Raw genomic sequence first — 13,487 nt, 5'->3', positions numbered from 1 at the left:
GGCACGTACCCGTCGACAAGCTCGACTACCGACTGATCGCCTACTGGGTGAAGTCGATGATGGCCAAGGGACGCTCACCGAAAAAAATTAGGAACTTGCACGGTCTCATCTCAGCGTCGATGAAAACCGCGGAGATACTTGGGTACATCCCGCAATCCTTGTCGGGGTCACTGATTCCTACCGGAATTTGCCCTCGGGATCCGGCGCGCATCGGGTGTTGCCGCCGAGTGTGGTTCCGAAGCTGCTCGTTCCAAGCTGCATGGAGAACTTGCCATCGCCAAAGCCTGTGGTCGTCTGGTCTCGGTTCGCTCCCGAGGGCTGGGTTTGTACAACTCTTAGCCCTTTGCTCTCAAAGACTTCCTTTACCGTCTTATGTATTTCTTCCGCCTGATCTTCTGAGATCACGCTGCGTGTACTGTCGTAATTGAACCGAGTGCCCTCGGTCCCGTCCGGGAGGGGGCACGCCATTCCGGGTTTATCGGGTGTAGTTTTCGTCCAGTCTCCAGGGGCGAGGGCTTGGACTGCCGTGAAGATGTCGAGGTATTCGGTGCGGGCTTGTTCTGGTCCCATAGTCTGCTCCGCGGTGCTGGTAGGTGTGTTGGTGCTCGGCGTTGTTCCGCACCCCGTGAGAACAGCGAGTATGGCAACAACAAGGCCCTGGATGAGAAATCTTCGCAAAGACATGGTGGTCATCGTTTCACATTCGTGAGTTGGTCACTCAAGCCCAAGGCGATCTTGGCTTGGTTGCTGCTTGACTCGGTGCCGCGATCAAAATAGCCATAGACGCCGTCCCTGCCGCCGGTTTGTCCGTCGTGGGTTTTGGTGGGCTGCTCAATGGTGCCATCGGGTGCGGTGGTGCCGTCCGTTCCAAAGGTGATGGCACCGAATCCGGGGTCTTCGGTACTCTTACGCTGCCATCCGAGCCCATGCCCGACTTCAGCTACGTGGTCCCAGTCGTAGCTTCCCCGGTAAACAGTGCCGCCGGGGTTCAGGTGGAGATCGTTCACGGAGGTCACGCTATCAGGGGCACCAACGTCACCGACCAGCACGAGGTTATCGACAGGCAGCTCGGTTTTTGCTGCCTCCATGGCCCCGAGGGATCCCATGGAATGTCCAACGGCTGTTGTCATGGCTGCGTTGTTGAGGTTTTGGTGAACGGCGTTGAACCCTGTCACGTCGTTGCTAAGGGCCGCCCCTACGACTTTTGCCTGGTCATTGCTGAACACACCCAGACCCTGGGCCGGTTCAACACCAATCCAGGCAACAACAGCGATCCGGTCAGGATTAAGCCCGTGACGTGAAGCGAGCGTACGTTGATCAAGACGCTGGTCAGCCGCTTGCAGGGCCTTCGATGCCGTGTCTTTGCTGATGGTGGTGTTCAGCCCGGGGAGCTGGTAGGTGACGTGCTTGGCGGCGTCGAGGTCTCCCACGGAAATAGATGCACCGAACCCGGTCTCCGATCCCTGCCCCCGGCCAAAGGGAACGAAGCTCACGAGTTGAAAGATCGACGACGCGTCGTCCGTATCGACGACTTTTTCGTTGCCCTCGCTGTCGTAGAGCGATTCCCAGACTTTGTTGACCATGCCTTCCTGGGAGTCTTCATCAACTTCTCCGCCGTGCTCTTCGCGGTACTTCTTCCAGTAGTCGTGCATCTGCAGCAACTTTTTGCGGTTGGCAAGGTCCCTGGCGGTCGCGGTAACAACGTTCAGGTTCCCGATAACGTCCGGAAGTGCATCGATCAGAAGGTGCTGTTCTTCACCAACGGTGACATTCCCGGTGGCAGGCTCGACGGTGTGGCCGAGGCCAGACCACCACGTGGCCGTGGCTACGGGGTCCAGTCCTGGTTGGGTCAGGAGTTCCCGCAGCCGGGCCGTGCCACCGCTACCGAGCCAAACCTTCAGTTGCGCGGCGTTCAGGCCCGCGATGTCGTTCAGCCCCACTTGGTTTGGCGCTGCGTACTGTATGAAGAGGCCGTTGAGCATGCTGTCGGCTATAGCGCCGCTGCCTGCTGTTTCGAATGCGGTGGCGACCTGCTCTATCCAATCGGCGTCTGCCGCGTTGGCAGCGAGGAGCCGCTCAAAACCAGCGACAAAGGATTCAGTCTCGATGTTCGCCCAGGAACAGGATGCTGTGAAGCTGTTCCAGGCATTCCGGACTGCGACAAAGTGTGAGCTCAGGGTGTTCGTGGCCGTCCGGGACACCGACGCGAAGCCGCGCAGTTTGCCCGGATCAGCTGAGGTGGTTCCGGTTCCCGGCCCGCCGGCGAACCGGGGCCGGTCCCGCGCAGAAAACACAGCTGAAACAGCCGGTGCCGGGACCGGCGTGCTCTCGGGCATCGGGTCAAGGATCATGGTGGCGACTGTCGCGGATGCCTCCGCGATGTCACCGGAGAGCAGTTGCTGTTTGCGGATATTGTCGCGTTGCTGCCAGGCGTCTATGTTCTTTTGCCGGGCTTTCTCTTGCTGGGCCCTGTGCTTGGCCTCGCCGACGTCCTCGGCCAGAACCGCGAGGACACCCGCAAGCTTGCCGCGATCATCGGACCTGATGCCGCAGGCGTCCTTGAACAGACGCCCGTAGCCGCCGTTGAAGTCCTGCACTGCCTGCTCCACGGCCCCGTACAGGAAGCCTCCCTCGGCGCGCAGAACCTCGTCGGCGGAGTTCGCGGCACGGATCAGCGCATCGGCTGCTCCATCGTCAAAAGCAATCCCCACGCCTGCCCCCCAACAAGACAATAAATCCAACGACTAGCATAACTGTTGATTGCTTCTCTTGAGGGTCTACGCAGCCGGACGGTTTTAAGGATGGGCGGGTGTCCGACAAAAAGAAGAAGCGCCGGTGCCTGACTATTGAACAGGTCGCCCAGGAACTCAATGTCTCCGTGAGCCAGATCAGGACGCTGCCGAAAGCCGGGGATCTGCGCGGCATCCAGGTTGGAGGTAGAAACATCTGGCGCATTGCTGCCGCGGATGTCGAGGACTACATCATTGAGGCGTACACCCTGACCGCCGAGCGGATTGCCGCCGGCGAGCTGCCGGAATGAGTACCTGGCCTATCCATCAGCGATGTCACCAGATGTCCCAAACGACTCCGGCGAATCAGTCGGCTGTGTTGGGATCCGGCTTCCTCGTCACCCAGCGGTTCCAACATGCACAGCAGGGCCCGGGCGAATTTTGTACCGGAATTTCCCAAGATGAGCTCCGCGGCGGAGCATAGTTCCAGTGAGGTCAGGGGACCATGCAGGTCACGCACATTCGGAAAGGGCGTGCCACCGATGATCTTCCAGAGTTCCTGCCTGACCGCCTCTGCCGCGGCGGGGTCGCCGTCGTACTAGTCCTCCCAGAACCCGGGCACCTGTCAGGTGGCGGGTGGGAACACCGGCATGACGCCCTCATGGATGCGGGCCTCCCAACTTTCAGGCACGCTTCCATCCACGGTGATGAACGCCGTGGAGTCGAACTAGGCAAGACTGTGACCGTTGTCGGTGAGACGCTGCAGGTCAACACGGCGGCCGCCTGCATGAGCGAGCGGTGAGACGACGTGGTACTCAGTGTCGATCGTCAACCATGAAATTGGCTCCAGCTCGGCGCTGGCATCTACCTCGCATACGGACGCCGGAATTCTGTTGTGGCACAAAGTCTCCGAGTAAAAGACGTCACGACCGAATCAGAATCGGCCGAAGTGGATCAACTTCAGAACTGAACATGGCTGGGCGGGGGGAGGCCTTAGGCCTCCGCCTCGCGACCCTAATCAGGGCTTGGCTTTGCTCATCCACGGGCGTCAGAGACGCCGGCCACTGCACGGTAGAACAAACGCGGTGTCATGGCTAACACGCCATGACACCGCGGACACCCGCGAGAAACCACGTCACTTGCGTGCTGTGATGGATCCGGGTCGTCAGTGTGCTGCTGGTGTGTCTCTCGAGACTCTACTGGGCACAACGTTGTGCCTGAGGTGTAGTGCCCGCCCCTGGAGCGCTTTCAAGTATCTCCAATAAGCTCCCTCCATCCACAAGTCCTCCAGTCCACTCCGTAAGGGAGGCCACCGCGGGCCTCAGCAAGCGATCACGTTGACGGCGAGGCCACCCCGGGACGTTTCTTTGTACTTGCTCTTCATGTCGGCACCTGTTTCTCGCATTGTCTTGATGGCGGTGTCGAGGCTGACATGGTGGACGCCGTCTCCGCGCAGGCTGATCCGTGCAGCGTTGATGGCTTTGTTGCTGGCCATGGCGTTGCGTTCGATGCATGGGATCTGGACCAGGCCACCAACGGGGTCGCAGGTAAGGCCAAGGTTGTGTTCAATCCCGATTTCGGCGGCGTTCTCCACCTGCTGGGGTGTGCCGCCCAGAATTTCGCATAGTGCGCCAGCTGCCATGGAACAGGCTGAGCCGACTTCCCCTTGGCAGCCCACTTCGGCGCCCGAGATCGAGGCGTTTTGCTTGAACAGGACACCTATGGCAGCTGCGGTGAGGAGGAATCGGATCACCGATTCTTCGGTGGCTCCAGGCGTGAACATCATGTAGTAGTGCAATACCGCTGGAATGATTCCGGCAGCGCCGTTGGTGGGGGCGGTGACGACGCGCCCACCCGTGGCGTTCTCTTCGTTCACCGCCAGGGCAAAGAGGTTCACCCAGTCCACCGCCCGCAAAGGATCGCTGGTGTCGTCTTTCGCTTGCAGGTCCGCCAGCAGTCGGGGCGCACGACGGCGGACCATCAAGTTCCCGGGCAGGTGTTCTTCCGATCGGCTACAGCCTCGTGACACGCACTCTTTCATGGTTTCCCAGATGTGCATCAATTGCGCGCGGGTTTCCTCCTCGCTGCGCCAAGCGCTTTCGTTGGCGAGCATGATGTCGCTGATGGACAGGTCTTCACGCTTGCAGTGGGCCAACAGGTCCTGGGCGTTTGAGAACGGGTAGGGGAGCTGTATCGTCTCGGGATGCGAGTTCCCAACGTCATTCTCGTCAACGACGAATCCGCCACCCACGGAATAGTAGACGCGTTCGCTCAGCACTGTTCCCTGGTTGTCGAAAGCCTGGAACCGCATTCCGTTGGGATGCGCAGGCAATGACTTGCGCAGGTGGAGCACCACGTCCTTGGTTCTGTTGAACGTGATCATTCGGCGCCCTGCAAGCAGTATCTTCCCGGCCTTAGTGGCTTCGTTAACCACATTGTCTGCCGTCAATGTGTCTACGGTTTCCGGCGACTCGCCCATGAATCCCAGGATGACCGCCTTGTCCGAGCCGTGCCCGCGTCCGGTAGCCCCCAAGGAACCGAACAGTCCAGCGTGAACGCGATCAACGGCGTCGAACTTTCTTTCCCTCTCCAGTTCTTCGACGAACGAGCGGGCGGCGCGCATTGGCCCCACAGTGTGGGACGACGAGGGGCCGATTCCGATCGAAAAAAGGTCAAGGGCACTCAAAGCCATGGAATACCTCCGAAGCAGGTTTGGTGTGGGGTGTCCTACCAGCTTGGGTGCGAACTCGATCAGCGTCTATCGGAAAATTTTGAACGGAACGTCAAGCAAAACTTAACAATTGGCCTGGTCGCCAACGCGCGTCAAGCTTTCGGGCGGGCGTCGGTCGCTTTCCGCAGTTCGTCGACGACGGCGGCTACTGCCGGCGATTCCCGGCTGGCCGCCCGGTGCAAGACAATGATGTTGCGGCCGCAGCTTGGATCTACTCGACGCACCACCAGGTCTTCCGTTTCCCGGCCGAGGTTCAGTTCACTCATCAAGGCGACCCCGAGGCCACCACGGACCAATCCCAGAGTGGCCATCAGGTTTCGACAGTGGGCTATGACGTTCGGCTCGAATCCAGCATCGCGGCAGGTTTGCAGGACGAATTGCTCAAAGACGCTGCCTTCCTGGTCCAGGATCCACCGTTCATCGGCGTAGTCGGCCAGCGTCGCAGCAACCGGTGCCTCCCGGTCCTGGGGGAGGCAGAGGATGATTTCATCGCGGGCCAGAATAGTCTTCACGAGCCCCTCATCCTGGATGTCGTGCAGGTCATCCACCACTGCGACATCGATGTGCCCTTCCCTCAACTGGGCCACACTTTCGAATGGTTCGAGGTCGGACACGGTGATGTCGAGTCGCGGGTAGCTGGCCTGAAGGGACATGACGGCGGCGGGGAGCACCGTGCTGCAAAAGCTGGGGAAAGCGCTGATGGCGAGGTGTCCACGGACATCTGTCTGAAGCTTCTTTAAGTTCGCCTCGGCCGCCTCAACTTCAGCAGCTATCCGGCCAAAATGCTTCACCAGCATGACTCCGGCTTCCGTCAGCCGCACTTTCCGGCCGGCACGGATCAGGAGCGCAAGCCCGGCCTCCCGTTCAAGCACGGCCAGCTGCTGGCTGACCGCCGACGTTGTCATATGGAGCTTGGCGGCAACGGCCGTCATGGTTCCCTCAACCTCAAGGGTCTTGAGGATTTGCAGGCGTCGGATATCGAGCACGGGACCTCCCAGGGTTTAGGACCACTTAACCTCAGAACTGCGGTCTCAGCTACTTTCCGACGACGGGTGGACGAATCCCAGCGTCGCGGCCCCTTGTTCATCGATGAGCCGGCCCAGGTGCTTGCTCATCCTGAACACCACGCTGCGGTCAACGATGCGGGCGCTCGGCACTGCAGCTTCCATCGCAGCCTCGAAGCGCATGACATCGGACATTTCCTTCAGCCAAACGGCCACCACAAGGTTGTACTGGCTCGCGACGGCCAGCGCCGTTCGGGCTTCAGGAATCTTAGCCATGAGCCCTTTCATCTGCTGAACGTGCTTGGCGGCGGTCCGCATGAAGTACCAGGCGTACACGGGCCAACCCGTGACCGTCCGCGCGACGTCCGTGCGTATCCGCAGCATGCCATCGGCGCGCATGCGGGCCAGTCCATCCGCGACGCGCTGCTCGCTTAGGCCATGTTCTGCGGCAATCCGGCTGACGGGGCGCCGCCCATCTTCGGCCAGGCAATGGCGGAGCGCGGCTTCGACGTCCGGGTGCACGGTCCGCGGCGCCCTTGCCCGTGGTGGGCGGGGGCGGGGGACCCTTGCTGCCTCTTGTGTTGTGAGGGCGCGGAGTCTCCAATCGGAGGCCTCCATGACTACTTCGGTAACGAGGTGGGTCTGGGTATTCCTGACGCCTTCCAAACCTCCGATGCGGTTGGTGACTGTGTCCCAGATGGAGAGCGGGGTGTCGGCGAGGACCGTGGCCAACAGATCCCGTCCGCCGGAGGTGTGGTCGAGGGTCATCACTTCCGGGATCTGTGCCAGTTGGCGTGCCACTTCGCCCGTTTGCTGGGGTTTGCACGTGATGTCCACCAGTGCCGATGCTCCGTCGGGGAAGATACCGGTGACCCATGCGAGCCCGCGTTCCCTCAGGGAGTCCCAGCGCCTGGCGAGGGTTACGGCGTCGACTCCGATCATGGGGGCGAGTTCACTCCATGGCGCCCGGCCTTCGATCTGAAGAGCATGGATGAGACGCTCCTCGAGGGGATCAAGCATGTTTTCCGGCATAGAAAACAGAGTATCCATGGAAAGCTGCAATTTCATCAATTGGAAACACGGCACTTCCATGATGTTGTGATCCCGTTCACTTCTCATCACATCGGAGCGCACATGCGTACAACGGCGCAGAAATCCACCACGGCGGCAGGAGCCGTCGGTTTCCTGGTGGTCATGGAGCTTGGCAGTGGCATCCTTCAGGGCTGGCTGAATCCATTGTTCTCTTCCATTGGTGAACACCATGGAGTCTCGGCAGCATCGCTGAATTGGATCAGCGCCGCCTACTTGCTGGCGACAGTGTTGGTGGTCCCTTTGCTGTCCAAACTGGGTGACATCCACGGCCACAAGCGGATACTCATGATCTCCACGGCCATCGTTGCCGCGGCTTCCGTCTTGGTTGCCTTCGCCCCAAACTACGAACTGTTCCTTCTGGGACGTGCTATCCAAGCCCCGCTGGCCGTTTTCCTCCCTTTGGAATTCGCCATCGTCCATCAACGCGACTCTGAACGCTCCGGGCGAAGCATCGGCAGGCTCGTGGCGGCATTGACCCTCGGCGCGACGATCGGCGGTTTCCTGGCCGGATTTGTCCTGGACGTGACTGAGAGCCTTTCCATCACTCTGTTGATGCCAGCGATCTTCATGGCCCTGTGCGTCCCCGGCATCGCGTTCTTCGTCAAGGAAAGCCCGTTGCGGAGCAAAGGCCGGGTGGATTATCTCGGTGCTGCACTGCTTGGCGGTGGCTTGGCGGCTCTCCTGGGAGGCGCTTCAAATCTCTCAACGTGGCCCCCGCTGACCACGGCCCTCGCGATGGTGGTCGGCATTGCCCTCTTGGCCGGCTGGGTGGTTTCAGCCCGCAGGACAGAACACCCCCTGGTGGACCTCACCATGCTCCTTCGTGGCGGCATTGGTCTCCCGATTGTCGTCGCCTTCCTTTACGGCGCGCAACTGTTCGGCGCGCAAGCACCCATCTCCGTCTACCTGCGCTCCGATCCGGCCACGCTGGGATTCGGCTTCGGCGCTGCAGCCTCTGCCGCTGGAACGATGCTCAGCATCATGGCGCTTGCGGCCTTCCTGGGTGCCTCGCTCAGCGACCGGGCATCCCGGCTGATCGGCGGCCCGCGGAGTGTCGCGCTTGGAGGAGGGCTCAGCGCCATCGCGTATGTCCTGATGATCCTGGCGCCGGGTACCCTGGTGACCTTCTCGGCGTGGCTCGTCATGGCCGGGCTCGGCGCAGGGCTGGTCAGCGGCACGCTCCCCACATTGGTGGTCCAGCGCGCAGCAGCCGATTCAGTAGGGATCGCCTCGGGGCTGTACAACACAGCCCGCACCGCCGCCGGAGGAGTCGCCGGTGCACTCTTCGCGCTGCTGATGGCAGCACTCACCACACCAACCGCCAACGGAACGCGGGCCGCCACCGAACTGTCCTTCCACGCCGTCTGGTGGATCTGCGCCGGAGTCTGCGTCCTCTTCGCCGTGGCCGTGCTCTTCATCCGCCAAGCCCGGACCACACCGGTCGAATCAACCACATCGTCATCGAATGTCGACGACGTCCTCGAACCTGCCAACTAATTCACCTCGACACGAAGGATCAACAATGACCGTTTCCATCGACACCACCTCCCAGGACACCCTGCGCGACACCGTACGCGAGTCCGCTGCCGCCGTCGGGCCTTCCATCCTGGAACTTAGCCACAAGGTCCACGCACTGGCAGAGATCTCCTGGGAAGAACACGACTCAGCAGCGGCCGTGGCCGCTGTCCTCCGAGACGGCGGCTTCGAAGTGACCGAACGCGCCTATGATGTTCCGACGGCGATCGAGGCCGTCTACGGCAGCGGCGAACTGACCGTGGTCATCTGTGCCGAATACGATGCCCTCCCCGAAGTCGGCCATGCGTGCGGACACAACATGATCGCAGCAGCCGGTGTGGGCGCCGCGCTGGCCCTCAAGCCCGTGGCCGACGCCGCCGGACTACGGATCAAACTCCTCGGCACCCCCGCGGAAGAACACGGCGGGGGAAAAGTCTCACTGCTCCAGGCAGGAGCGTGGGAGGACGCAGCGTTCTCCCTCATGGTGCATGGCATGACGGGCACTGAGCGGAGCGCTGCGGCCATCGGCATGGCCGCCGTCGAGCGCTTCGAAGTCCAGTTCAAAGGCAGCGAAGCCCATGCAGCCGGCGCCCCGGACAAGGCCATCAACGCCGGTGCGGCGGCGAGCCTGGCGCTGATGAACATGGCCGTCCTGCGGCAGCACCTGCCGGAGAACGCAAACACCAACGCGTTCATCTCGCACGGCGGCGGCGCAACAAACGTCATCGCAGGCGACTCCACAGTTCAGGTGGAAGTCCGCGCAGGAGACGTCGACGTGTGGCGGGACCTCAAGCGGCGAGTCCTCGCGTGCTTCGAAGGTGCGGCCATCGCCACCGGATGCACGTGGACGCACCGGCAGACCGAACACCCCTACGCTCCGCTCAATACCCACGCCGGGCTGGGTGAAGCATGGGACGCCAACATGGAAGCTGTCGGAAGGCCCGTGGACACGTCGCCCATCTTCGGCGGCGGCTCCTCCGATATGGGCAACGTCTCCCAAGTAATCCCGTCCGTGCACGGCATGGTAGTGGTCCGCAACAGCACCGCGGTCCCGCACCACCCGGACTTCACCGCCGCCGCCATCTCACCGGAGGCGGACGAAGCCATCCTCGACGGCGCCACCGTCCTGGCACTCACGGTTCTGGATGCGGCTCTGGACACCTCACTCCGGGCCGAACTGCTTGAACTTCAGACTGCGCGGGTCCCCGGGGCCACTACGGTCACGCTGGAAGCCTGATTTCCGGAAGGTTGACCGGTGGCGTCTCTTAGTCGAAACGCTAAGGGGCGCCACCTCGTCGCGTCGGGTCCATGCTCAGCGCGACAGAGGGGGTGGGCGTTTGCCGCAAGACATACGAGCTTGCCGTGCCGTGTTAACGAACCCCCCGGGCCGATTGGATGCCGTCCTCACTCTCGGCGCGGAGCTGGAGGGCAACCAGCGCGCCCTGGCGAAGCATGCCGAGCTCATGGCCTTGAGAGTCCTGGACGTCCGCGGGGTTGGCCCGGTGACCGCGGCGATTCTACTCGCCGCATGCTCACCACGGCCGGGTCCGCTCGGAAGCGGCCTTCGCAGCCCTCGCCGGCGCCAGCCCCATCCCGCCATCTTCAAGCAACAAGGCCAGGCGCCAGTTCAACCGGTACGGAGACCGGCAACTCAACCGGGCGCTAGAGCTAGACGTCGTCGCCCGGACCCGAAGCCTCACAGACCCCGCCACCCGTGCCTACATCGAGCGTCGCACCGCAGAAGGCAGGAGACTAAGGGAAGTCTGCCACTGCCTCCAACGCCTCAGCGCACGCCAACTCCGGACGCTCAAGGCTTGACTTATCACCATAGAGGGGGCCGTCTAAAGCCGATATGCACACGTGTGATGAGCACCTCTGTAGGTCAGCAACTAGCCGCCAGGACAGTGCCAAACAGCGAGAGCAGCCCCCTGCGGAGGGCAGACGCGCTGGCGGTAGGGACCGAAGTCCGGGACAACCCGCTTGGCAGCCCCCGAGCTGGTGGCGCCTCCAAGCAACGAAGCTGAATTGATCTAGGCGAACAGGGTTTGCTCGAGCCCAGGCTCAAACTCGTCATGGTGTCCGTGACAAGCCATCAGTGCTCGAAACAGCCGGCGAAGTGTGGTGATCAATTTGTGGAACCATGCGTACGGCACGTTGAGTACCTCGTCCTGCTTCTGCAAGGAATCTAAAGGCGCTCCACGGCCTGGAAACCAATCGGCAGTCCTGCCGGTGTCTGGCTGCGAACGATGGCTGACGCTGCTGTCCCGCTCGGAACACCGCCCGTCCGTCACAAGAAAGGCATGCCAATTCCTGGCGGGTTGCTCTCTGTTCTTCCGGGAGTAGCTCTGCAAATTCTGTTGCGGTCCATTCCGTGCCATCCAATATGCTTTTTGCCATATACAAGGTGCCTCCTCGTGTATTGCCAACTGAAGTTCGAACGGCCATCAATAAGCTCCGCAGCCGGCCACCTCGCGAACGCCTGTATCCCGCGAGTCCGTGCCAGTCACCAGCTTGGGCGGGATAAGTTTCGGCACCTCATTGCCTGCTGTGTTTGTTCTGGAGACGATTCGGCGCTCTGTTGGTCATGGGCCGCAGGTAGCCCCTGCGGCCCATGTCCGGCCTTCAGGCCTGTTTTTTCGAGCTGGGTCGTCCGGGGATATGGCTAAGGATGGACTTAGAGAAGCCGCCATCGACGCAGATATCTTGACCGGTGACGTAGCCGGATAGTGGGCTTACGAGAAATTCGATCACGTTGGCGATGTCCATCGGATCTCCTATTCTTGCAAGCGGGATAATTTCTTCCCGGGCCTTCTTGATTTTGGGATCTTCATACATTTTTTCGGTCATCCGAGTATGGGTCATGCCGGGGGAGACTACGTTGACGCGGATGCCGTCGGGTGCCCATTCCAATGCGAGTGTCTGGGCCAACATTGTCAGCGCGGCCTTGCTTGGGCTGTAGGCGCCGGATCCCGCGTGTGGTTGTTGACCGGACATGGACGAGGTGAAACAGGCGGCGCCGTGGCTGTCCTTCAGGTGCTGGTAGCTTGCTTTGGCGAGAAGCCATGAGCCGCGCAGGTTGACCGAGAACATTGCGTCCCAGTCTTCAAGGGAGACGTCGCATATGGGTCCGGGGTTGGCGATTCCGGCATTGGCTACCAACGCGTCCAAGCCACCGAATTCTGCAACTGCAGCTTTGACCAGCTGGCTTGGCACGTTGGGGTCGCCGAGATCACCGGCCAGTGCGATGGCGGTGCCTCCCATGGCCTGGATTGAACGAACGACCTGCTCTTGGCTGCTGTTTGATTCGTGTCCGCAGACTGCAATCATTGGCTGCTCCCCGCGCGAAAGGGCTGCCTCCGTGAGTCTCAGGGATGCTGCTGCGCCGATTCCGCTGCTTCCGCCGCTGACCAAAGCCCTCATTACACAAACTCCTCTTTCACGTTGATTCGCATTGAAGATTGGATCTCAACAATGCCTGTTTCTTCCATGCTTGAATAAATTCTTGGTGGCGCCCGGTTTTCGGCGTAAGGAGTTAACTCTCCAGTTCCCATCCGTGGTTCTTGAGGTCCTGCATTGCTTTCGCGAATTCGTGGACCGGATTGTCCTCACGGATGATCTCCAGAACGACATTCCCGACGCCGCATGTGTCCTTGACGGCGTCGCCCAGCCCAGCCCAGTCAATGACTCCCGTGCCGATGGGGTCGTGACCCCAAGTGTCCACGCCGGTGTCGGAAATGTGCACCAGTCCGATGGCCTTGTGATGCTCCCGCAGACCAGCGACGGGATCTTCTCCGATGTAGGCGGCGTTGGCGACGTCGTAGACGATCTTGACTGAATCGTCGTTGATCGTGCTGACGACACCTGCCAAGTCCTGAATTGTGGGAGTGAAGCAGTATGGGGTGTTTTCGAAGAGCAACCGAGTGCCAGCCTGCTTGGCCACCGGGATGAGACTTTCCAGACTTTCATACATCCATCCGTGGACGCTTTCGAGCGAGGGGGAGATCATGGGGCGGCGGGTGCCGGGGGAGATCACAACCTCGGGTACGTCCCAAGCGGCAGCCAAGTCGATGACCGACTTGATGTGGTCGATACTTTTGCGGCGCATGCTGGCCCCGGGGCTGGCCAGGTTGATGTCATATCCGCCAGCGTTCAAGGACCGTATTTTCGCACCGTACCGGCTGAGCCTGTCCTGGATTGCCGTGCGTTCGGAGGTTGGTAGCTCGTCCGGCCAGCAGTGCGGAGAACTGACTGGAACCTCGAACGTTTTGGAGCCGTTGTCGACAAGCTCGGCTATCGCATCGATCGCCGTCGCTGACCAAAGATATGAAAACGTATTGATAATCATGCTGTTCACGTAGGAGAAGTCCTCTCAGTTCCGCGCCATGGAGAAAAGGCTTCCCTTCATAACGCACTATA

General features: G+C 61.1%; 13 protein-coding genes. 5 read left to right on the top strand and 8 right to left on the bottom strand.

Annotated features, from left to right (window positions below):
* Positions 1 to 177 precede the first annotated feature (177 nt).
* The gene (locus tag ACR30Z_RS07965; protein WP_434371968.1) at positions 178 to 693 is read right to left on the bottom strand and encodes a hypothetical protein; all 516 of its coding nucleotides are present in this window, start codon (positions 691 to 693) and stop codon (positions 178 to 180) included.
* Positions 690 to 2,711, bottom strand: a complete 2,022-nt coding sequence (locus ACR30Z_RS07960; protein ID WP_434371967.1) for an alpha/beta hydrolase — start codon at positions 2,709 to 2,711, stop codon at positions 690 to 692. Before ACR30Z_RS07960 ends, ACR30Z_RS07965 begins: the two co-directional genes overlap by 4 nt.
* A gap of 98 nt (positions 2,712 to 2,809) precedes the next feature.
* Here ACR30Z_RS07960 and ACR30Z_RS07955 point away from each other — a divergent pair, with 98 nt between their 5' ends.
* Both ACR30Z_RS07955 and ACR30Z_RS07950 read left to right on the top strand, forming a co-directional pair.
* Positions 2,810 to 3,040 carry a helix-turn-helix domain-containing protein gene (locus ACR30Z_RS07955; protein ID WP_434371965.1) on the top strand — a complete coding sequence of 77 codons (231 nt, stop codon included), beginning with the start codon at positions 2,810 to 2,812 and terminating at the stop codon, positions 3,038 to 3,040.
* Positions 3,041 to 3,234: 194 nt separating this feature from the next.
* Positions 3,235 to 3,531: a hypothetical protein gene (locus tag ACR30Z_RS07950; protein ID WP_434371963.1), complete on the top strand. Its 297-nt coding sequence runs from the start codon at positions 3,235 to 3,237 to the stop codon at positions 3,529 to 3,531.
* A gap of 519 nt (positions 3,532 to 4,050) precedes the next feature.
* On the opposite strand, the gene ACR30Z_RS07945 is transcribed toward ACR30Z_RS07950, so the two are convergent.
* The 3 genes from ACR30Z_RS07945 to ACR30Z_RS07935 form a co-directional block, all read right to left on the bottom strand.
* Positions 4,051 to 5,421, bottom strand: coding sequence for an L-serine ammonia-lyase (locus ACR30Z_RS07945; RefSeq protein ID WP_434371961.1), 1,371 nt, complete (start codon positions 5,419 to 5,421; stop codon positions 4,051 to 4,053).
* Positions 5,422 to 5,552: 131 nt separating this feature from the next.
* Positions 5,553 to 6,446 (bottom strand): LysR family transcriptional regulator, encoded by an 894-nt coding sequence (locus ACR30Z_RS07940; RefSeq protein WP_144653362.1) that lies wholly within the window; start codon positions 6,444 to 6,446, stop codon positions 5,553 to 5,555.
* A 45-nt stretch (positions 6,447 to 6,491) separates the two neighbouring features.
* Positions 6,492 to 7,496: an Lrp/AsnC family transcriptional regulator gene (locus ACR30Z_RS07935; protein ID WP_244296961.1), complete on the bottom strand. Its 1,005-nt coding sequence runs from the start codon at positions 7,494 to 7,496 to the stop codon at positions 6,492 to 6,494.
* Positions 7,497 to 7,598: 102 nt separating this feature from the next.
* Here ACR30Z_RS07935 and ACR30Z_RS07930 point away from each other — a divergent pair, with 102 nt between their 5' ends.
* The 3 genes from ACR30Z_RS07930 to ACR30Z_RS07920 all read left to right on the top strand — a co-directional run bounded on the left by ACR30Z_RS07930 (position 7,599) and on the right by ACR30Z_RS07920 (position 10,889).
* Positions 7,599 to 9,053, top strand: coding sequence for an MFS transporter (locus ACR30Z_RS07930; protein ID WP_144653364.1), 1,455 nt, complete (start codon positions 7,599 to 7,601; stop codon positions 9,051 to 9,053).
* A gap of 25 nt (positions 9,054 to 9,078) precedes the next feature.
* On the top strand, positions 9,079 to 10,308 hold the full coding sequence (locus ACR30Z_RS07925; RefSeq protein ID WP_434371958.1) for an amidohydrolase: 1,230 nt from the start codon (positions 9,079 to 9,081) through the stop codon (positions 10,306 to 10,308).
* A 353-nt stretch (positions 10,309 to 10,661) separates the two neighbouring features.
* A complete protein-coding gene (locus ACR30Z_RS07920; RefSeq protein WP_434372162.1) occupies positions 10,662 to 10,889 on the top strand; it encodes a hypothetical protein in 228 nt (75 codons plus the stop codon).
* A gap of 252 nt (positions 10,890 to 11,141) precedes the next feature.
* Here ACR30Z_RS07920 and ACR30Z_RS07915 read toward each other — a convergent pair whose 3' ends face one another.
* From ACR30Z_RS07915 to ACR30Z_RS07905, 3 genes are all read right to left on the bottom strand, one after another.
* The gene (locus ACR30Z_RS07915; RefSeq protein WP_167510397.1) at positions 11,142 to 11,468 is read right to left on the bottom strand and encodes a competence protein CoiA family protein; all 327 of its coding nucleotides are present in this window, start codon (positions 11,466 to 11,468) and stop codon (positions 11,142 to 11,144) included.
* A 225-nt stretch (positions 11,469 to 11,693) separates the two neighbouring features.
* Positions 11,694 to 12,491 carry an SDR family NAD(P)-dependent oxidoreductase gene (locus ACR30Z_RS07910; protein WP_144648087.1) on the bottom strand — a complete coding sequence of 266 codons (798 nt, stop codon included), beginning with the start codon at positions 12,489 to 12,491 and terminating at the stop codon, positions 11,694 to 11,696.
* Positions 12,492 to 12,603: 112 nt separating this feature from the next.
* Positions 12,604 to 13,416 (bottom strand): sugar phosphate isomerase/epimerase family protein, encoded by an 813-nt coding sequence (locus ACR30Z_RS07905; RefSeq protein ID WP_434372160.1) that lies wholly within the window; start codon positions 13,414 to 13,416, stop codon positions 12,604 to 12,606.
* Positions 13,417 to 13,487: the final 71 nt, after the last annotated feature.

This window comes from Paenarthrobacter sp. FR1 (genome assembly GCF_051106045.1).
GTDB lineage: Bacteria > Actinomycetota > Actinomycetes > Actinomycetales > Micrococcaceae > Arthrobacter > Arthrobacter nitroguajacolicus_A.
This window is presented reverse-complemented; position numbering and strand designations above follow the sequence as displayed.